Here is a 19,472-nt window from a genome sequence, read left to right on the forward strand (position 1 = left end):
GAATCGTTGATCGAATCGCGATCGTACGCCCGACAAAATTCGCGTCGCATCGGGGAAAGCGCAAGCAACCGTCGATCTCGGCCGCACGCGGACAGCCGTTTTTCCGTGGCGCGCAAACGGGGGGGCGACACGCGTCGCGCCCGGCCGGCCACACTCAGTTGCGCGTCACCCGCCACGACGCCTGCTCCCTACCGGTAATCGTTCCGCGTTGCAGCAACGTAATCGTTTGCGACTACTCGATTTTTTCTCGTGAAACGCGCTCAAGAAGCCCCTGCAACAGCCGTTACCCAGTGCATGGCGCGTCGCAGCAACCATGCCGCGATCGTCAGACAAAAACGACAAGGTCCGGTGTTCCTCCGGCCCAGGCACGACCGCCGGCACGACGGTTATCTACGAGGATCGAGTCTCACATGAGAGCCAAACGTTTCAATTTCGCGCTGGCCCGCTCGGCTCATGCGCGCATGCTCGCCGGCATGCTGTCTGCCGCCGCCCTGCTTCCCCTTGCCGGCTGCGGCGGCGGTGGCGGCGACGGCAGCAACCCGTCGTCTTCCAATGCAGCGCCGGCCCCTTCGCCCTCGCCGGCCCCGACGACCCCGCCCGCCACCAACGGCAGCAATGCATGCGCGACGCAACAGGCCGCCGTGCAGATGGCCGCCCAGACGACCGCACCGGCCGAACCGCCGGTCGATCACCTGATCGTCAAGCTGAAGACGCTGACGGCCACGCGCGCGATGGCGGCCCTCGACACCGGCACACGGCTCGACGCGGTGATCCAGCGCTCGATGACGCGCTGGACGGCACCGACGACGACCGGCGCCGCCCGGACGTATGCCGCCGCGACAACGTCGCAGGCACCGCTGAACGTGCAGGTCGAGCGAACGCTGTCGGACGGCGCGGCCGTGCTGTCGATCGGCCAGCGCATCGCGTCCGGCGACGCCGCAGCGCTCGCGCAGGCATTCGCGGCCGACGGCGACGTCGACTACGCGGAACCGGATCACCCGATGCGGATCCGCGACACACCGAGCGATCCCGCATACGGCCAGCAGTGGTATCTGTCCGACGCGAGCGTCGGCATCAACGCGCCGCCCGCGTGGACGCGAACCAAGGGCTCGCCGACCGTCGTTACCGCGGTGCTCGACACGGGCTACCGGCCGCACCCCGACCTCGTCGGCAACCTGCTGCCCGGCTACAGCTTCATCTCGAACGTCAACACCAGCAACAACGGCCAAACGCGCGGCACCGATGCAACCGATCCGGGCGACTGGGTCACGCAGCAGGAACTCGACGACGCCAGCGGCCCGTACTATCACTGCGCGAGCGAACCGAGCACCAGCAGCTGGCACGGCACGCGCGTGATGGGCGTGATCGGCGCCGGCGCCAACAACGGCATCGGCGTCGCCGGCGTGTCGTGGCTCGGCCGCATCCTGCCCGTACGCGTACTCGGCAAGTGCGGCGGCACGACGAGCGATATCGCCGACGCGATGCGCTGGGCGGCCGGCATTCCGGTCGCCGGCGTGCCGACGAACCCGACGCCGGCGAAGGTCATCAACCTGAGCCTGGGTGGCGTCGGCGCATGCAGCGCGACGTTCCAGCAGGCGATCGACGACGTGAACGCGAAAGGCGTGACGGTCGTCGTCGCCGCCGGCAACGACGGCCTGTCAACCGGGCTTGACCAGCCGGCAAACTGCCGCGGCGTGATCAGCGTCGGCGCGACCGACGCGACGGGGCGCCGCGCATCGTTCAGCAACTTCGGCTCCGACGTCGCGCTGAGCGCACCGGGCGTCGACATCCTGTCGACGGCCAACAGCGGCACGACGACGCCGGGCACGGACACATACGGAACCGCGAGCGGCACGAGCCTCGCGACACCGCAGGTGACGGGCATCGTCGGGCTGATGCTGTCGGTGAACGGCAACCTCACTCCCGCGCAGATCCAGCAGAAGCTGCAAGGCGGCGCGCGTGCAGAAATGCTGCCGGCCAGCACGTCGTGCACTGCGCTGCCGGCAGGTTCCGGTATCGCCGATGCAGGCGCTGCCGTCACGGCGGCCACGCAGTAACCGGCACGTCGCCTCGACCCAACCGCGCGCACGCCTGTCGGGCGTGCGCGCGGTTTTTTTGACCGAGGAGCCGAAGGCGTCGAACCAACGTATTGCAAAAAAACCGCCTGAAAAAAGGGCGGAAAAGGGTTGACGCTTCGCACGGCGCCCCATTACCATCGCCCCCGTCTGATTACATGGAGTGTTCTGTGAACACCGATGCGAGTTGTAGTTGGTCCTCGACCAACTTGACTGCTGCCTGAGGAAACCGCGCAGAGCCTCGTCTTCTGCCGCATCCCGGGAAGCAGGATGCGGCGCCCTTCCGGCCTGACCGGCCAGAATCCCCCGCCGATTTTTTCGATATCGCCGAATGTCCGCGCTGCGCAACCTTGCGTTGCCGCGCGCATACGTTCGTGCCGCGCGCAGCGCACGCTGCGCGCGTGTTCCGTTCGCGTGCCGTCCGGCCGCGCGCCGTTGTGCATGCGCGGCTGCCGATCGCTCGCGCCATCTACCCGCAACCGACAGGAGTGCAGATGAACTCAGACGACAGTAGTCGATTACCGCTCGCCGGTGCGACGCTGCGCATCGCCCATCCGGCCGCACTCCGCGCGCCGGCGAGCGTTCCCCCCTTCACCGATCCACAGCCGATCGCGCCGGACGCGACGCGGCGGGGGCCGTTCGTGCATCGATAACGTCACGGTCGCTCCCCGCCCGCCGCCTCATGCGCAAGGAGCGATTCATGACTCAACGAAACAACTCTCAGAAGAAACAGCGCGGCTTCATCAACTCCGGACCCGGTCAGCAGAGCGAACCTCGCGTGATGCGCGCCGCGCAGGAAGCGGCCCGGCCGCTCGACGAAACCTTCAAGTCGCTGCATACCAGCCTGCGCGGCCTCACCTGCGCGCAGGCTGCCGACCGCCTGCAGCACCACGGCCCGAACGAAATCGCGCACGACAAGCCGCCGCACTGGACGCGCCAGCTGCTGCATGCGTTCCACAATCCGTTCGTCTACGTGCTCCTGGTGTTGGCCGCGATCAGCTTCTTCACCGACGTCTATTTCTCGGCCCCCGACGATCGCGATTACGTCGGCATGACGATCCTGCTGACGATGGTCACGATCAGCGCGCTGCTGCGCTTCGTGCAGGAATTCCGGTCGCTGCGCGCGGCCGAAAAGCTCAAGGCGATGGTCCGCACGACGGCGACCGTGCAGCGCGCGGTGACCGACACGTCCGAGCCTGCGCGCCGCGAGGTGCCGATGCGCGAAGTGGTGGTCGGCGACATCGTGCACCTGTCTGCCGGCGACATGATTCCCGCCGACGTGCGTCTGCTCGCATCGCGCGACCTGTTCATCAGCCAGGCCGTGCTGACCGGCGAAGCGCTGCCGGTCGAGAAGTACGACACGCTCGGCGCGGTCGCGGGCAAGTCGGCCCATGCGGGCATGGCGAGCACACCGGGCGGGGCGAACGACGCGTCGACGTCGCTGCTCGATCTCGAGAATGTGTGCTTCATGGGCACCAACGTGGTGAGCGGCACCGCGACGGCAGTGGTCGTCGCGACCGGTGAGGACACCTATTTCGGATCGCTCGCGCGCAACGTGGTGAGCCACAAGCGCATCGAGACGAGTTTCGACCGCGGCGTGGCGAGCGTGAGCTGGCTGCTGATCCGGTTCATGTTCGTGATGGTGCCGATCGTATTCTTGATCAACGGCCTGACCAAGGGCGACTGGCTGAGCGCGCTCACCTTCGCGCTCGCGGTGGCCGTCGGCCTCACGCCCGAGATGCTGCCGATGATCGTCAGTGCGAACCTCGCACGCGGCGCGATCGCGATGGCACGCCGCAAGGTCGTCGTGAAGCGGTTGAACTCCGTGCAGAACTTCGGCGCGATGGACGTGCTGTGCACCGACAAGACCGGCACGCTCACGCAGGACAAGATCATCCTCGAACACCATCTCGACCTGTCCGGCCACAGGAACGAGGACATCCTGCGGCTTGGCTGGCTGAACAGCTTTCATCAGAGCGGCCAGAAGAACCTGATCGATATCGCGGTGGTCGCGCGCGCCAACGAGATCGGCGAGCGCGTGAAACCGCAGGGCTACAGGAAGATCGAGGAGCTGCCGTTCGACTTCGTGCGCCGCCGCCTGTCGGTTGTCGTCGAGGACACGCGCGGTGCGCACCTGCTGATCTGCAAGGGCGCGGTCGAGGAAATGCTCGCGGTATCGACCCACGTGCAGGACGAGCACGGCGTGCGTCCGCTCGACTTCGTCGCGCGCAAACGGCTGCTCGAACAGGCAAACGCTTACAACGAGGACGGCTTCCGCGTGCTGGTGCTCGCCACACGTGCGATCCCGCGCGGCGACGAACGCGAACAATACCGCACCGCCGACGAGCGCGACCTCGTCGTGCGCGGCTTCCTGACCTTCCTCGATCCGCCGAAGGAATCGGCCGCACCGGCGCTCGCCGCGCTGCGCGAGAACGGCGTGTCGGTGAAGGTGCTGACGGGCGACAATCCGACCGTGACGATGAAAGTGTGCCGCCAGGTCGGCCTCGAACCGGGCAAGCCGATGCTCGGCTCCGAAATCGAAGCGCTCGACGATGCGACGCTCGCGAAGGTCGTCGAACGCACGACGGTGTTCGCGAAGCTCACACCGCTGCAGAAGGCGCGCATCGTGAAGGCGCTACAGGCGAACGGCCACACCGTCGGCTTTCTCGGAGACGGAATCAACGACGCGCCCGCGCTGCGCGACGCCGACGTCGGCATTTCGGTCGACAGCGGGGCCGACATCGCGAAGGAAACCGCCGACATCATCCTGCTCGAAAAGAGCCTGATGGTGCTCGAGGAAGGCGTGATCAAGGGCCGCGAGACGTTCGGCAACATCCTCAAGTACCTGAACATGACTGCCAGCTCGAACTTCGGCAACGTGTTCTCGGTGCTCGTCGCCAGCGCGTTCCTGCCATGGGAGCCGATGCTCGCGACCCAACTGCTCGTGCTGAACCTGATCTACGACACGTCGCAGATGCTGCTGCCGTGGGACAAGATGGATCCGGAGTTCCTGAAGAAGCCGCGCAAGTGGGAAGCCGGCAACATCGGCCGCTTCATGCTGTGGGTCGGGCCGACGTCGTCGGTGTTCGACATCACGACCTACGTGCTGATGTGGACCGTGTTCGGCGCGGGAGCGATGTACCACCTGCACGGCGGATCGGGCGGCCAGATCGTGATGAACTCGGGCTGGTTCATCGAGAGCCTCGTGTCGCAGACGCTCGTCGTGCACCTGCTGCGCACGCAGAAGATTCCGTTCCTGCGGAGCACGGCCGCGCTGCCGGTGCTGCTGTCGACGTTCACCGCGATCGCGATCGGCTGCTGGCTGCCGTTCTCGCCGTTCGCGGATTCGCTCGGCTTCATGCACCTGCCGGGCACCTACTGGCTGTGGCTCGCCGCAACGATGGTCGGCTACATCCTGCTCGCGCAGATGGTCAAGACGATCTATGTGCGTCGCTACAAGCAGTGGTTCTGATTTCCTCCGAACGACGGCGCGCCGGCCCGCATGGGCCGGCCGCCCACGACGCACGACAGGTGACGTGATGAAAAGAGAAATGCTTCCGCTTGCGACCGCGAGCGCCCTCCTCGCGCCGCTGGATGCGGGCCTCGCCTACCAGCCGAATCGCCGGGGCGATCCGCGCTCGGTCTGGGCCGTGTCGGCCGCGGCGCTCTACAAGGCGATCGACACGCTGCAGTTCGTAGCGGACATCGGCCTGTCGCGCAACACCGAAAGCTCGGCCGGCGCGAATCCGGCATTCGTGATCGCGGGCGCGATCTACTCGCCGAAACGCTGGCTCGACCTCGACATCGGCTACCGGCACGGGCTGAACGTCCAGACCTACCGTCATTCCGTCATGGGCGGGGTAACGGCGCGATGGTGATGCCGTGGTGATGCGGCCGACGCCGCATGTCCATTCGCACGGCGACGGGCCGCCTTCGGGCGGCCCGTTTTCTCATTTGCCGTCGTTCGCGCCGAACAGTTGCGCGCACACGGCGCGCCCCTCTTCGGTCAACGCGGCGCTGCCGGTGCCGTCGTCGTTCGACGTCGTCGCGCTCAGGCCGGCGGCATCGAGCTGCGTCAGTGCGCGGCGCAGCGTGCTCATCGGCAAGTGCGTGCGCTTCGCGATCTTCGGCAGCGACCACGTTTTGCCGGACGGATCGGTTGCGGCTTCGTGCAGCGTCGCGAGCGTCGCAACGAGTGCGGGATCGAGCGGGGCGTCGTCGGATTCTGAAGTCATCGGTTCGGGCTCACGAGCCGGCGCAGGACCGGCCTTCAGGAAGGAGGCAATCGCGGACACTATACGCCCGGTCACGCACCCTTGATCGCGGCGCGCATGAACGACACGAAACGCGTGGTCACGGGATCGTCGCGATCGGACAGCCACGCCAGCCCGACGCGCCATTTCGCGTTCCTGCCGGCGAGCGGCAATACCGTCGCGTCGCGCAACAGGTACTGCGCACGCGACGGAATGAATGCGACGCCGACGCCGGCCGCGACCGACGTGAGCACCGATTGCACGTCCTCCGCCTGCTGCATCACCTGCGGCACGAAGCGCCGCTCGACGCACCACCGGTCGATCTGCGCGGCGAGGCCGGGGCCGCGTGCGCGCTGCAGTGCGATGAAGCCGATCTCGTTGAGCACATCGAGATCCGCCGGCACGCGCTTGAAGCCGAGGTGCGGCGGCACCGCGAGCGCGAGCCCCTCGTCGATCACCTTGAACGACGACAATCCTTCATCCGACGGCAATCGCAGGAACCCCGCGTCGAGCTTGCCCGCGCGCAGCCGCCGCGTTTGCTCGGACGAAGACAGGTCGCTCAGCGTGACCGCGATGCCCGGATTGCGGCGCCGGAATTCGGCGACGAGTTTCGGCACGAGCGTCAGCACGGACAGGCAGATGCCGAGCCGCAAATGCCCGCGTTGCCCGCTGGTCGCCTCCCGCGCACGCGCGAGAATCTCGTCGGCATCGCGCACGAGCGCCTGCGCGTCAGGCAGGAAGCGTTCACCGAACGGCGTCAGTTCCGCGCCGTGCCGCCCGCGCTCGAACAGCTTGCCGCCGAGGCTGGCCTCGAGCGCGCCGATCTGCTTGCTCAGCGCCGGCTGGCTCATGTGCAGCGTGTCGGCCGCACGGCTGAAATGGCTGAGCTCGGTGACCGTCAGGAAAGTGCGCAGCAGTTTCAATTCCATTCTTGAAAGGAATCGTATCGATCGAAACATTCATTTTACTGATCGAATGGCGTGGCGTTCAATACGGGCACATCCCTTTCGGAATTCATCACCATGCCTCTCGATCATGCGGCCGAGTGCCTGACCGACGTGTCGTGCGACACGGTCGTCGCCGACGCAAGCGATGCCGAGCCCGATGCGCCAGCGTCCGAGCGGCGCACCGCACGCACCGACAGCCGCCGCCGCTTCCGCTTCGGCGATTCGCTGGATGACGCGCCGCCGCGCGCCGCCACAGGTTCGATCGCGATCAGCTTCGCGGTCGTGTCGCGACGGAACTGGCCGCGTTGAATCGACACGCCAGGCCCCGCCGACGAACGCACGCGTTCGACCGTCAGCAAAAAAACAGCAAGAAACCGCGCGCATCGCGCATCATTGCGCGCGCATCCATCGTCATCGCCACGCGATCGACCTTATAATTTCCCGCACCCGCTGACCGCCCACGCATTTCGCGCCGCCGCAACGCGCGTGAAAAGGAGACTTTCGTTTGACCGGCCTCATTGCGCGCCTGCCTCGCGCCCGGACTACCCTGATCATCGCCCTCTCGTTCCTGACACTCGCGTTCGCGACGAACGCGTCCGCGCAGCCGCATCGCACCGCGTCGCCGCACCCGCATGCGAAAGTCGTCAAGAAGAAGCCCGCGCCCCGCAAGCACAAGGCCGTCAAGCACCGTCGCCCGCGCGTGAAGCATCATGCGGTCAAGCGTCACGCGGCGCCCGCGCCGCACCGGCGCGCGAAACGCACGAATGCGGTTCGTCCACGCGCCGCCGCGAAACCGCGCCTGCTCGCGAGCTGCGGCTACAGCCCGCGCGCGGTACGCTCGCTGCACTCGCGCGCGGCCTACGTGCTCGACGTCGATTCCGGCACGCCGCTGCTGGCCCGCAACGCACGCACGGTGCGGCCGATCGCGTCGATCTCGAAGCTGATGACGGCCGTCGTCGCGCGCGATGCGGACCGGCCGCTGAACGGCGTGCTGCGCGTCACCGCGCGCGATCGCGACACGATCAAGTTCACCGGTTCGCGGCTGCCGATCGGCGCCGAACTGTCGCGCCGCCAGATGTTCCATATCGCGCTGATGTCGTCGGAAAATCGCGCGGCCGCCGCGCTGAGCCGCGACTATCCGGGCGGCCGCGCCGCGTTCGTGAAGGCGATGAACCGCGAGGCGCGCCGGCTCGGAATGCGACATACGCATTTCCGCGAACCGACCGGCCTGTCGCCGCACAACGTGTCGACCGCCGAGGATCTGGCGCGGCTTGTCGGCGCCGCCGCGCAGGATCCGCTGATCCGCTATTTCTCGACGGACACGTCGACCACCGTGCAGGCCGGCGACGGCGAGCTGCTGTACGTGAACTCCGATCCGCTCGTCCGCTACGGCCGCCTGCCGATCCGGCTGCAGAAAACCGGCTTCATCAACGAATCGGGGCACGGTGTCGTGATGCGCATGCACGTGAAGGGCCGCCGCGAAACGGTCGTGCTGCTCGGTGCGCCGACGCGCGCCGGCGTGTCGAGCGATGCAATGAAGATCCATCGCTGGCTAGCCTGCTCGATCCAGTAAGCACGACGCGCGCGGCCGCCGCATTCATCCACGAAGGAGCGATGCCATGCAGCACGAATACCGTTTCAACGCGTTCGGACGCCTGCTCGCCGTCGTGCGTTCGAACGGCCGCTGGCAAGTGTTCGATCTCGGTACCGAAGGCAAGCGACGGCCGGCCAACCTGCATATCCCGCCCGCGCTCGCCGCCGACGAACTCGCGCAATATCTCGGCGACCTGCTGCACGAGCATGCGTCGCCGAAGTACAACGACGTCGTGCCGGTCCCGTCGCCGCGCCGCGCATAACGCGCCGCCGCCTATCGCCGACGTGCTGCCCACCGGTGGTTTGCCGCGCAACGACCCGCCACGCCCGCTGCATCGCGCATCGTGCGCGTCCGCCAAATTCGACAGCCAAACTTGCAAGCTAAACTGTCGTGTTCTATGATCCGCCGCATGACACCACCACGCACACCTGGCGTTCGCACCGATGCCGTTGCCGCCGATCTGACCCTCGCGGTGGGCCAGTTGATCCGCCGGCTGCGTTCCGAGATCGAGTCCGAAGGGCTCGGCATGTCGCAGACGAGCGCGCTCGCGCGGCTCGAACGACAGGGGCCGATGACGACCGCCGATCTCGCTCGCGCCGAGGCGATGAAGCCGCAGTCGATGAAGGCAATTCTCGCGAGCCTTGAGGAAGACGGGCTCGTCGAACGCGAGCCTCACCCGACCGACGGCCGCCAGATCCTGTTCCAACTGACCGCGGCCGGCCTCGCGGCACGTCGCAAGCGCGACACCGCGAAGCACAAGTGGCTCGGCGCCGCGATCGGGAAGCTCGCCCCCGAAGACATCCGCACGCTCGCCGCCGCGATTCCGCTGATCCGGCGCATCGGCGAGCAATGACCCCGCGCGCGTGCGGCGCGGCATTCGCGCGCACGTTTTCCCTCGCCCAATTCACGGAGCCTTCACGTCATGAGCACAACCCGTCTCGACACGCAAACGGCGCTCGTCGTCATCGACCTGCAGAAGGGCATCGTCGCGCTGCCCACCGCCCACCCGGTTGCACCGGTGATCGAGCGTACGCGCGAACTGCTCAACGCGTTCCGTAGCCGCGGCCTGCCGGTCGTGCTCGTGAACGTCGCCGGCGGCGCGCCGGGCCGCACGCAACAGCAGGTGCGTCTGGATGCCCTTCCCGCCGACTGGACCGATCTTCTGCCCGAACTGAACCGCCAGCCAAGCGACCATGTCGTGACGAAGAAGACCTGGGGCGCATTTACGGGCACCGGTCTCGACGCGCACCTGAAAGCGGCCGGCGTCACGCAGATCGTGCTGGCCGGCATCGCGACCAGCATCGGCGTCGAATCGACTGCCCGCCAGGCGCACGAGCTCGGCTACAACGTGACGCTCGCGGTCGACGCGATGACCGACCTCAACGCCGACGCACATGCGAACAGCGTCGAGCGGCTGTTCCCGCGCCTGGGCGAGACGGGCTCGACGCAGGAAATCCTCGCGCTGATCGACCGGCGCGGCGCGTGAACGACAAACGCGCTCGGCCGGCCCCGGGCCATGCGGCCGACCGGCTCGATCCGTCGATCTGGAAAGTCAGCGCGGTGGCGACCCTCGGCTCGCTGCTGTCGCAACTCGACGCGACGATCGTCAACGTATCGCTGGCGAGCCTCGCGACCGACCTGCACGCGAGCCTGTCGACGATCCAGTGGGTGACGAGCGGCTACCTGCTCGCGCTCACGCTGGTGTTGCCGCTGAACGGCTGGCTGGTCGACCGCATCGGCGCGAAAGCGCTGTACCTGTGGTGTTTCTCCGCATTCACGCTGACGTCGGCGCTGTGCGGGCTCGCGTGGTCCGCACCGTCGCTGATCGCATTTCGCGTGTTGCAGGGCGTGAGCGGCGGGCTGCTCGCGCCGATGGCGCAGATGATGATCGCGCGCGTGGCCGGCCAGCAGATGGCGCGCGTGATCGGTTATGCCGCGGTGCCCGTACTGATCGCGCCGATCCTCGGGCCGGTCGTCGCCGGCGCGATCCTGCAGCACGCATCGTGGCGCTGGCTGTTTCTCGTGAATCTGCCGGTCGGTGCACTGGCGCTTGCATTGGCCGTATGGTTCCTGCCCGGCGACCGCGAGGAAACGCAGCGGCGCGAGCTCGACTGGATCGGCCTCGCGCTGCTGTCGCCAGCGCTCGTGCTGTTCCTGTATGGCGCCGAGCGCATCGACGCGGTGCCCGGCGTCACCGCGATCGCGGCTTCCGTGCTGCTGCTCGCCGCGTTCCTGCGCGTCGAGCGACGCAAGGGCGCGCATGCGCTGATCGACCTCGCGCTGTTTCGCTCGCGCGTGTTCGGCGCGGCCGCCGCCACGCAATTCCTGTCGAACGGCGCGATCTACGCGGGCCAGATGCTGATTCCGGTATTCCTGATCCGGGCGTGCGGCCGCTCGCCCGGCGAGATGGGCTGGCTGCTGGCGCCGCTCGGGCTCGGCATGCTCGTCACCTTTCCGTCGATGGGCGCGCTGACCAGCCGGTTCGGCGTGCGCCGGCTGGCCTCCGCCGGCGCGCTCCTCGCGCTGGCCGCGACGCTGCCGTTCGTGTATCTCGCGCTCGCCGGCTACGATCCGTACGTGCTGGTGCCCGCGCTGTTTCTGCGCGGAATGGGCCAGAGCGCGATCGGCGCCCCGTCGATTTCCGCCGCGTATGCGTCGGTCGAACGGCGCAACCTGCCGATGGCGACGACGTCGCTCAATATCGTCCAGCGCCTCGGCGGCCCGACGTTCACGACGATGTGCACGCTGTTTCTCGCATGGCGGCTGCAGGCGGAATCCGTGTCGACGACGGGCGGCACGCACGGTGTCGCCTATGCGTGCGCGTTCGGCCTGCTTTGCGCGCTGCATGCGGCGAGTTTCGCGACGACGTTGCGACTGCCTCGATGGTCGAGCGGCGCGGGAGGACGGCCGGCGACGGACGCGCGTTCCGGTTCGCGCTGAATGCCGGCGCCGCGCCGAGCGTCATCGCCCGACCGTTCGGGTTGTGCCACAGCGTCCAGACGCCGCTGACGGACCCAGACGGCCGATGCCCGGCCTCGTCGATGCCGGGCTTGCCGCCGCGCGCGATGCGCGTGGCAAGCCACGACAGATACAGCGAGCCGAGCACCTTCTTCCCCCCGCTTGCCGCTATGCGACACGTACTCCGAGCGGGCATTGCCGCAATGCGCGCAGCGTGTTGCGAAGCACGAAAATCGGGCGGTGCCACGCAACCGCGGAATTGTTCCGGAGCCCTGCGTCATGCATCCGCGACATACGGCCGGAACCCGATGGCACAATCACGGTCCCTTTCATGTGCCCTTCACCGGGCGCGCGCCGCATCGCGACGCTGATTCAACGCACAAGAAGGACCCTGCCTGCCCCTATGACCCTGAACGAATCCTGGTTTGCGCCGCTCGTCGGTATCCTCATCCTGCTCGCCGCCGCCGGCGCGATCACGGCCACCGTCCATTTCCTGCTGTTCCGCGTCGTCGCGCGTCTTGCGCGGCTGTCGGCCACCCGCATCGACGACGCGCTGTTCGAGTTCGGCGCGTTCAAATGGCTGAATCGCATCGTGCCGTTCGTCGTGATCAAGCTCGGACTCGGCGCGGTGCCCGGCATCCCCGCCATGGCCGCGCAGGCCGCCGACAAGGTGTTGTTCGCGCTGATCGTGTTCCTGGTGTCGATGACGATCAGCACGACGCTGTCCGCGCTCGAGCACACGCATCGCACGAGCCGGCGGGACCAGCCGCGCCTGTCGCTGAAGGGCGCGATGCAGCTCGTCAAGCTCGTGATGTTCATCACGGCCGCGCTCGTCGTGATCGGCGACGCGACCGGCAAGCAGATCGGCCTGCTGCTGTCGGGCATCGGCGCGATGTCGGCAGTGCTGATGCTGATCTTCAAGGACACGCTGCTCGGCCTGGTTGCCGGCGTGCAGCTGTCGTCGAACGACATGCTGCGGATCGGCGACTGGATCACGATGCCATCGGCCGGCGCGGACGGCACCGTGATCGACATCACGCTGAACACGGTCAAGGTCGCGAACTTCGATCACACGATCATCACGGTGCCGACATGGAAGCTGATCACCGAGAGCTACCAGAACTGGCGCGGGATGACCGAGGCCGGCGGGCGCCGCATCAAGCGCGCATTGTTCATCGACGCGACGAGCGTGCGCTTTCTCGACAACGACGAGATCGAACGGCTCGAACGCCTGACGCTTCTTAAGGACTACCTCGAAGACAAGGTCGACGCGATCGCGCAATGGAACGGCACGCTCGGCGCGGCCGGCGAATGCCCGGCGAACCGCCGCCAGCTGACGAACCTCGGCACGTTCCGCGCGTACGTCGCGAACTACCTGAAGGGCCATCCGCGGATCCGCCGCGACATGACGTGCATGGCGCGCCAGTTGCCGCTGACGGCCGAGGGCATTCCGCTCGAACTGTACTGCTTCACCGACACGACGACCTGGGTCGACTACGAGGCGATCCAGTCCGACCTGTTCGATCACCTGATCGCGGTGCTGCCGGAGTTCGGGCTGCGCGTGTACCAGCATCCGTCAGGCTTCGACATGCGCCGGATGGCCGGCGCGGTGCAAGCCGACATGACGGCGCCGCACGCGCTGTAATGCTCGCCGCGGCGGCCTGCAACGGGTCGCCGCCGGTAACGCGGCATCGCGGCGCGCGTGGCGCCGCTCACCGCCCCGCGCACTCGGACGCGAGCCGTCCCACCACCTTCAGCGCGTCCTCGATCTGCCGCGACCACGGATAGCTGTAGTTGAGCCGGATGAAGTGCCGGTAATCGGCGGTCGCCGAGAACATGTGGCCGGGCCCGATGGTGATTCCCTGCGCAAGCGCGAGTGCATACAGCTTCATCGCGTCGACCTGCGGCGGCAGCTCGACCCACAGCACATACCCGCCCTGCGGCTGCGACAATCGCGTCCCTTCCGGGAAGAAGCGTCGCACCATCGCGCTCATCAGGCTCGCCTGCTGCGCATACTGCTTGCGCATCCGCCGCAAATGGAAATCGTAGCCGTCGTACTTCAGGTATTCGGCGATCGCAAGCTGCTCGATCGCGGGCGTCGCGAGCGTGTTCAGGAATTTAAGCTTCTCGACCTGGTCGCGGTACCGGCCGGGCATCGCCCAGCCGATCCGGTAGCGTGGCGACAGGCTCTTCGTGAACGACGCGCAATGCAGCACGAGCCCGTCGCGGTCGTACGACTTCAGCGCGCTCGGCGTCGTGTCGCCGTAGTGCAGCTCGTGATAGACGTCGCTCTCGATCGCGGGCACGTCGTGCTTCGCGAGCAGCTCGACGAGCGCGCGCTTGCGCGCATCGGGCATCTGGAAGCCGAGCGGATTGTGGAAATTCGGCATCACCATGCATGCGGCGATGCGCTCGCGCGCGAGGATCCGTTCGAGCGCGTCGAGATCGATGCCGTCGCCAGGATGGGTCGCCACTTCGAGCGCACGCATGCCCATCCGCTCGATCGCGTGCAGCATCGCGTAGAACGTCGGCGACTCCACGGCGATCGTGTCGCCGGGTTTTGCGACGGCCTGCAGACACAGGTTGATCGCCTCCGTCGCGCCGATCGTCATCACGATCTCGCCCGGCTCGACCGGGATCCCGCGCTCCGCGTAGCGCCGCGCGATCTGGCGGATCAGTTCCTGGTTGCCGGGCGGCAGGTCGTCGATCACGCCCCAGCGCGTGCGGCGCCGGCCGATCGCTTGCGCGTAGCGCGCAAGACGCTGCACCGGGAACTGCGACGCATCGGGATACGGCGAACCGAGCGGCACCGCGTCGTCGCGCGCAATCGAGCGCAGCGTCGACAGCACGAGCTGGCTCACGTCCACCGCCGACGGCTCGGCGGCCGGCGCCGACACGTGCAGCTCGGCCTCCGCCGGCGCCGTGGCCCGCGCCCGCACGAAGTAACCCGACTGCGGCCGGCTCTCGATCAGCCCGCGGCTCTCCAGCACGAGATACGCGCGCAGCACGGTCGTGACGCTGAGCTGCTGCTGCCGGCTCGCCTGGCGCACCGACGGAATCCGCTCGCCGGGCCGGTACACGCCGCGCTCGATCTGCGCCTGCAGATCGTCGGCCAGTTGTTCGTAACGCTTCACGCGCCTCCCTTTCAGCTTTCCTTCAACAACACAGTTGGGCTCCGCACTGCCTGACTGGGCGCAACTGTACTCTTTTTTGAAGATGAAAGGTGTACACACAGCGGCCGGTGCCCCGCGCGTACTCTCCGTGCATCGACCCCGACACACGCATCATGAAAAAGAAATCCGCCGCCGCGCGCATCGAACCGTACACCCACCCCGCCGCCGGCTGGGGCGCGCTGAAAGCCGTCACGATCAATCTGATCAAGGAAAAGGTCGCCGGCGGCAACTACCGCACGCTGCTGCGCCAGAACCAGCCCGACGGCTTCGACTGCCCGGGCTGCGCGTGGCCCGACCGCCAGCATGCATCGACGTTCGAATTCTGCGAGAACGGCGTGAAGGCCGTGGCCGCCGAGGCGACGAGCAAGCGCGTGACGCCCGAATTCTTCGCCGCGCACACCGTCACCGAGCTGCTCGAACAGACGGATTTCGAACTCGAACAGCACGGCCGCCTGACCGACCCGATGGTGTACGACGCGCGGACCGATCGCTACGTGCCGATCGCGTGGGACGACGCGTTCAAGCTGATCGCACGCCACCTGCGCGCGTTGCCGGATCCGAATCAGGCGGCGTTCTACACGTCCGGCCGCGCGAGCAACGAGGCGGCGTTCCTGTATCAGTTGCTGGTGCGGATGTACGGCACGAACAACTTCCCAGACTGCTCGAACATGTGCCACGAAGCGACGAGCCGCGGGCTGCCGGCGTCGGTCGGCGTCGGCAAGGGCACCGTCACGCTCGACGATTTCGAGCACGCGGACACGCTGCTGATCTTCGGCCAGAACCCGGCAACCAACCATCCGCGGATGATGGGCGAGCTGCGCGAATGCGCGAAGCGCGGCGCGACGATCGTGTCGATCAACCCGTTGAAGGAACGCGGGCTCGAGCGTTTCGCCGATCCGCAAAGCCCGCTCGAGATGCTGACGATGTCAGGCACCAACATCGCGTCGACCTTCATCCAGCCGACGATCGGCGGCGATTTCGCGCTCATCAAGGGAATGGCGAAGCGCGTGCTCGAACTCGACGATGCCGCGCGCGCCGCCGGCGCGCCACGCGTCGTCGACACCGCGTTCATCGACGAGCACACGGCCGGCTTCGATGCGTTCGCCGACGATCTGCGCAACGAAAGCTGGTCCGCGCTGACGGCCGAGAGCGGCGTGCCGTACGAGCAGATCGACGGCCTCGCGCAGCTCTATGCACGCAGCGAGCGCGTGATCGCGACCTGGGGGATGGGCATCACGCAGCACAAGCATTCGGTCGCGACCGTGCAGATGCTGACGAACCTGATGCTGATGCGCGGCAACATCGGCCGCCCCGGTGCGGGCCTGTGCCCGGTGCGCGGCCACTCGAACGTGCAGGGCAACCGCACGGTCGGCATCGAGGAAAAACCGTCGCAGGCGTTTCTCGACCGGCTCGGCCAGGTGTTCGACTTCGCGCCGCCGCGCCACCACGGCTACGACGTCGTCGAAACCATCGAAGGCATGCTCGAAGGCCGCGTGAAGGTACTGATCGGTCTCGGCGGAAACTTCGCGATGGCGACGCCCGACACGCCGCGCACGTGGGAAGGCATGCGCCGCTGCGATCTCTCCGTGCACATCACGACGAAGCTGAACCGCAGCCACCTGATCCACGGCCGCGATGCGCTGATCCTGCCGACGCTCGGCCGCACCGAGATCGACCTGCAGGACAACGTCGCGCAGGGCGTGACGGTCGAGGATTCGATGAGCATGGTCCACGTGTCGTACGGGATGAACAAGCCGGCGTCGCCGAACCTGATGTCGGAGCCCGCGATCGTCGCGCACATCGGCCATGCGCTGTTCGGCAGCGGCAAGATCGACTGGCTCGCCTACAAGGACGACTATACGAAGATCCGCGACGCGATCGAGGCGACCGTCGACGGCTTCCACGAATACAACACGCGCATCGCGCGGCCGGGCGGCTTCCACCTGCGCGTCGCGTCGCGCGACCGCGAATGGCTGACGCCGACGGGCAAGGCGAACTTCATCGCGCATGCGCTGCCGACCGACACGCCGATCCAGCGCGCTCGCGCACTGCACGGCGAGCGCCTGATGACGCTGATGACGACGCGTTCGCACGACCAGTACAACACGACCGTCTACGGGCTCGACGACCGCTATCGCGGCGTATTCGGCCAGCGCCGCGTGGTGTTCGTCAATCGCGACGACCTCGCGATGCTCGGCCTGAACGCCGGCGAATGGGTCGACATGGAAACGGTCTGGCACGACGGCATCGAGCGGCGCGCGGACGGCTTCCTGCTCGTCGAATACGACATTCCGCGCGGATGCATCGGCGCGTACTACCCGGAAACGAACCCGCTGGTGCCGCTCGACAGCGTCGGGGACGTATGCAACACGCCGACGTCGAAGTCGGTGCCCGTGCTGCTGCATCGCGCGGCCGCGCCGGCATCGGCCGCCGCCTGACGGAGCGCCGCGATGATCGTTCGGCCGCGCGAGCACTGGCTGCGGATGCTGCTCGTCTGGAACGGATCGGTGCTGCCGACCATCCTGCCGCAGCTCGTGCTGACGCTTGCGATCAGTCTGGTCGCGGTATGGGGCGGCGGCCGCGTGCTCGGCGAGAAAGTGCCGCTGAACCCGACGCCGTTCACGCTGATCGGCCTCACGCTCGCGATCTTCGCGGGGTTTCGCAACAACGCAAGCTACGAACGCTATCGCGAGGGTCGGCAGCTGTGGGGCGGCGTGCTGACCGCCACGCGCACGCTGGTATCGCAGGCGCTCTGCTACGGCGCGATCGACGGCGACGCCGACGCAAGGCAGGCGTTCGTACGCAAGGTCGTCGCATTCGTCCATGCGTTGAAGCATCAGCTGCGCGGCACCGATCCCTCAGTGGACCTGCGCACGCTGCTCGACGACGCTACCTGTACACGCATCGCCGCCGCCCGGTTTGCACCGATCGCGATCGTCCATGAGCTGCGACAAAGATTCACCGCACGTGCCGACGCGGGCCATCTCGCCGATACCCGGCTGTGGATGCTCGACGCGCGCCTCGACGATCTCGTGTCGATGGTGAGCGGCTGCGAGCGCATCGCGTCGACACCGATCCCGTTCTCGTACGACGTGCTGCTGCACCGGACCATCTACGCATACTGCGTGCTGCTGCCGTTCGGCCTCGTCGATTCGATCGGCGCGGCGACGCCGTTCGTCACCGTGTTCGTGGCCTATACGCTGATCGCGCTCGATGCGATCGCGCATGCGATCGCCGAGCCGTTCGGCGACGGACCAAACCACCTCGCACTCGATGCGATGACGCGGACGATCGAGCGCACGCTGCTCGAACTGAACCGCGAACCGTTGCCGGCGGAACTGACACCGGGCCCCGCGTATCGGCTCACCTGACGGGCTCGACTGCCGACGCGCGACGCACGCTCGGCCGGCCTGGCCGCTGTAATGAAGACTTGCAATCGATACAGCCGGAAACGTCAACAGCCGCGGCCCGCACAACGTTTTTTCGACAAGCGCACACGTTTCGTGACGCGCAACGACAGGAGAAAACGTCATGCGAGCCCTTACCCGCCATCTCGCGATCGCCGCCACCCTGATGTCGGTGCTGACCGGCACCGCATTCGCCGAAACGCCGTGGCAGCAAGCGCACCCGCGCCGCGAAGAGGTCAACCAGCGCCTCGCCAACCAGAATCGCCGGATCCGTCACGAAGTGAAGGAAGGCGAGATGTCGCACGCCCAGGCCGCGCGCCTGCATCGTGACGACCGCAAGATCCGCCAGGAAGAGCGGGACATGGCCGCGCAGGATCGCGGCCACATTACGCAGAGCGAAAAGCACGTGCTGAACCAGCAGGAAAACGCGGTCAGCCACAAGATCGGCCAGTAACGCCGGCAAGCGTCGATTCGCCATCGCTTGAAACGCCTGCTGCCGCCATGCGGCAGCGGGCGCTTGTTGTTGTATCGAATCGTTTCAGCAAGCCGTTCGCGTCAAGTGTGGCGGGTATACTCCGACGTCAGCCGCCACCCGCATCGACCGTCAGGAACGGCACGATTCCGGCGGTTTCGTCGCGAAGCTCCGCGTTTCGCGTACCCCGCGCCCCAGCCTCGACACGAGACACACGACGATCCCGATCATGAAACGATTCCTGCTGCTCCTTCCCGCCGCCCTGCTCGCCGCCTGCGGCTCGGCGCCCTCGTCCGATTCGGCCGCGTCAGGCTCGGCACCGATGATCTACGTGTCGTCCGCGCGCCCGGCCCACGCGATCGCCAACTGCCTCGACAGCCGCCTGTCCGGCACCGAGCAGTCGCAGCACAACGGCGTGACCGACATCACCGTCGGATCGCGCTCGTATTTCGTCACGCTCACGCCGTCGGGCAGCGGTTCGGTCGTCAAGGTCGTGCGCGGCTCGGGCAACGAGCCGGCCGAGGAAGCGATGCGCTTCGCGATCGCTCGCTGCGTGATCTGACCGTCGCCGGCGCCGGGCGCCCCGCCCGTCC

17 protein-coding genes and 1 pseudogene are annotated in these 19,472 nt (G+C 67.3%); 15 read left to right on the top strand and 3 right to left on the bottom strand.

Annotated features, from left to right (window positions below):
* Positions 1–410: 410 nt before the first annotated feature.
* From WI26_RS21835 to WI26_RS21850, 4 genes and pseudogenes are all read left to right on the top strand, one after another.
* The gene (locus tag WI26_RS21835) at positions 411–2,057 is read left to right on the top strand and encodes a S8 family peptidase (RefSeq protein WP_069227171.1); all 1,647 of its coding nucleotides are present in this window, start codon (positions 411–413) and stop codon (positions 2,055–2,057) included.
* Positions 2,058–2,569: 512 nt separating this feature from the next.
* Positions 2,570–2,728, top strand: coding sequence for a hypothetical protein (locus tag WI26_RS32860; RefSeq protein ID WP_196491496.1), 159 nt, complete (start codon positions 2,570–2,572; stop codon positions 2,726–2,728).
* A gap of 47 nt (positions 2,729–2,775) precedes the next feature.
* Complete coding sequence (gene mgtA, locus WI26_RS21845; protein WP_081334373.1) at positions 2,776–5,547, top strand: magnesium-translocating P-type ATPase; 2,772 nt, start codon at positions 2,776–2,778, stop codon at positions 5,545–5,547.
* Positions 5,548–5,635: 88 nt separating this feature from the next.
* A pseudogene (locus WI26_RS21850) lies at positions 5,636–5,953 on the top strand (transporter); the annotation flags it as partial.
* A gap of 72 nt (positions 5,954–6,025) precedes the next feature.
* On the opposite strand, the gene WI26_RS21855 reads toward WI26_RS21850, so the two are convergent.
* Together WI26_RS21855 and WI26_RS21860 are read right to left on the bottom strand one after the other, a co-directional pair.
* Entirely contained in the window at positions 6,026–6,310 is a 285-nt protein-coding gene (locus tag WI26_RS21855; RefSeq protein WP_059464817.1) for a hypothetical protein, read from the bottom strand.
* Positions 6,311–6,381: 71 nt separating this feature from the next.
* A complete protein-coding gene (locus WI26_RS21860) occupies positions 6,382–7,257 on the bottom strand; it encodes a LysR family transcriptional regulator (protein ID WP_069227172.1) in 876 nt (291 codons plus the stop codon).
* Between the two features lie 93 nt (positions 7,258–7,350).
* Here WI26_RS21860 and WI26_RS31570 point away from each other — a divergent pair, with 93 nt between their 5' ends.
* The 7 genes from WI26_RS31570 to WI26_RS21895 all read left to right on the top strand — a co-directional run bounded on the left by WI26_RS31570 (position 7,351) and on the right by WI26_RS21895 (position 13,472).
* Positions 7,351–7,584: a hypothetical protein gene (locus WI26_RS31570; protein ID WP_081065911.1), complete on the top strand. Its 234-nt coding sequence runs from the start codon at positions 7,351–7,353 to the stop codon at positions 7,582–7,584.
* 196 nt (positions 7,585–7,780) lie between these two features.
* Positions 7,781–8,848, top strand: a complete 1,068-nt coding sequence (locus tag WI26_RS21870) for a serine hydrolase (protein ID WP_069227174.1) — start codon at positions 7,781–7,783, stop codon at positions 8,846–8,848.
* A 46-nt stretch (positions 8,849–8,894) separates the two neighbouring features.
* Positions 8,895–9,131: a DUF7661 family protein gene (locus tag WI26_RS21875; protein WP_069227175.1), complete on the top strand. Its 237-nt coding sequence runs from the start codon at positions 8,895–8,897 to the stop codon at positions 9,129–9,131.
* Positions 9,132–9,266: 135 nt separating this feature from the next.
* A complete protein-coding gene (locus WI26_RS21880) occupies positions 9,267–9,722 on the top strand; it encodes a MarR family winged helix-turn-helix transcriptional regulator (RefSeq protein WP_069227176.1) in 456 nt (151 codons plus the stop codon).
* Positions 9,723–9,791: 69 nt separating this feature from the next.
* Complete coding sequence (locus WI26_RS21885; RefSeq protein WP_059464680.1) at positions 9,792–10,355, top strand: isochorismatase family protein; 564 nt, start codon at positions 9,792–9,794, stop codon at positions 10,353–10,355.
* Entirely contained in the window at positions 10,352–11,809 is a 1,458-nt protein-coding gene (locus WI26_RS21890; protein ID WP_069227177.1) for a DHA2 family efflux MFS transporter permease subunit, read from the top strand. Before WI26_RS21885 ends, WI26_RS21890 begins: the two co-directional genes overlap by 4 nt.
* Before the next feature lie 421 nt (positions 11,810–12,230).
* Positions 12,231–13,472 (top strand): mechanosensitive ion channel family protein, encoded by a 1,242-nt coding sequence (locus WI26_RS21895; protein ID WP_059464678.1) that lies wholly within the window; start codon positions 12,231–12,233, stop codon positions 13,470–13,472.
* A gap of 67 nt (positions 13,473–13,539) precedes the next feature.
* On the opposite strand, the gene WI26_RS21900 is transcribed toward WI26_RS21895, so the two are convergent.
* Positions 13,540–14,961, bottom strand: coding sequence for a PLP-dependent aminotransferase family protein (locus WI26_RS21900; RefSeq protein ID WP_069227178.1), 1,422 nt, complete (start codon positions 14,959–14,961; stop codon positions 13,540–13,542).
* 152 nt (positions 14,962–15,113) lie between these two features.
* On the opposite strand from WI26_RS21900, the gene WI26_RS21905 reads away from it, so the two are divergent.
* From WI26_RS21905 to WI26_RS21920, 4 genes are all read left to right on the top strand, one after another.
* The gene (locus WI26_RS21905) at positions 15,114–17,438 is read left to right on the top strand and encodes an FdhF/YdeP family oxidoreductase (protein ID WP_069227179.1); all 2,325 of its coding nucleotides are present in this window, start codon (positions 15,114–15,116) and stop codon (positions 17,436–17,438) included.
* 12 nt (positions 17,439–17,450) lie between these two features.
* Positions 17,451–18,371: a bestrophin family protein gene (locus tag WI26_RS21910; RefSeq protein ID WP_069227180.1), complete on the top strand. Its 921-nt coding sequence runs from the start codon at positions 17,451–17,453 to the stop codon at positions 18,369–18,371.
* A 160-nt stretch (positions 18,372–18,531) separates the two neighbouring features.
* On the top strand, positions 18,532–18,861 hold the full coding sequence (locus WI26_RS21915; protein ID WP_069227181.1) for a hypothetical protein: 330 nt from the start codon (positions 18,532–18,534) through the stop codon (positions 18,859–18,861).
* A gap of 247 nt (positions 18,862–19,108) precedes the next feature.
* Positions 19,109–19,441, top strand: coding sequence for a hypothetical protein (locus WI26_RS21920; protein ID WP_059464673.1), 333 nt, complete (start codon positions 19,109–19,111; stop codon positions 19,439–19,441).
* Positions 19,442–19,472 lie beyond the last annotated feature (31 nt).

It is taken from the genome of Burkholderia diffusa, from assembly GCF_001718315.1.
Classification (GTDB): domain Bacteria; phylum Pseudomonadota; class Gammaproteobacteria; order Burkholderiales; family Burkholderiaceae; genus Burkholderia; species Burkholderia diffusa_B.

What these genes read in the sequence shown, in the direction of transcription:
- WI26_RS21835 (WP_069227171.1), top strand. Translation starts at nt 411, where the DNA reads ATGAGAGCCAAACGTTTCAATTTCGCGCTGGCCCGCTCGGCTCATGCG.
- WI26_RS21915 (WP_069227181.1), top strand. Translation starts at nt 18,532, where the DNA reads ATGCGAGCCCTTACCCGCCATCTCGCGATCGCCGCCACCCTGATGTCG.
- WI26_RS21885 (WP_059464680.1), top strand. Translation starts at nt 9,792, where the DNA reads ATGAGCACAACCCGTCTCGACACGCAAACGGCGCTCGTCGTCATCGAC.
- WI26_RS31570 (WP_081065911.1), top strand. Translation starts at nt 7,351, where the DNA reads ATGCCTCTCGATCATGCGGCCGAGTGCCTGACCGACGTGTCGTGCGAC.
- WI26_RS21895 (WP_059464678.1), top strand. Translation starts at nt 12,231, where the DNA reads ATGACCCTGAACGAATCCTGGTTTGCGCCGCTCGTCGGTATCCTCATC.
- WI26_RS21860 (WP_069227172.1), bottom strand. Translation starts at nt 7,257, where the DNA reads ATGGAATTGAAACTGCTGCGCACTTTCCTGACGGTCACCGAGCTCAGC.
- WI26_RS21905 (WP_069227179.1), top strand. Translation starts at nt 15,114, where the DNA reads ATGAAAAAGAAATCCGCCGCCGCGCGCATCGAACCGTACACCCACCCC.
- WI26_RS21855 (WP_059464817.1), bottom strand. Translation starts at nt 6,310, where the DNA reads ATGACTTCAGAATCCGACGACGCCCCGCTCGATCCCGCACTCGTTGCG.
- WI26_RS21875 (WP_069227175.1), top strand. Translation starts at nt 8,895, where the DNA reads ATGCAGCACGAATACCGTTTCAACGCGTTCGGACGCCTGCTCGCCGTC.
- mgtA (WP_081334373.1), top strand. Translation starts at nt 2,776, where the DNA reads ATGACTCAACGAAACAACTCTCAGAAGAAACAGCGCGGCTTCATCAAC.
- WI26_RS21880 (WP_069227176.1), top strand. Translation starts at nt 9,267, where the DNA reads ATGATCCGCCGCATGACACCACCACGCACACCTGGCGTTCGCACCGAT.
- WI26_RS21920 (WP_059464673.1), top strand. Translation starts at nt 19,109, where the DNA reads ATGAAACGATTCCTGCTGCTCCTTCCCGCCGCCCTGCTCGCCGCCTGC.
- WI26_RS32860 (WP_196491496.1), top strand. Translation starts at nt 2,570, where the DNA reads ATGAACTCAGACGACAGTAGTCGATTACCGCTCGCCGGTGCGACGCTG.
- WI26_RS21910 (WP_069227180.1), top strand. Translation starts at nt 17,451, where the DNA reads ATGATCGTTCGGCCGCGCGAGCACTGGCTGCGGATGCTGCTCGTCTGG.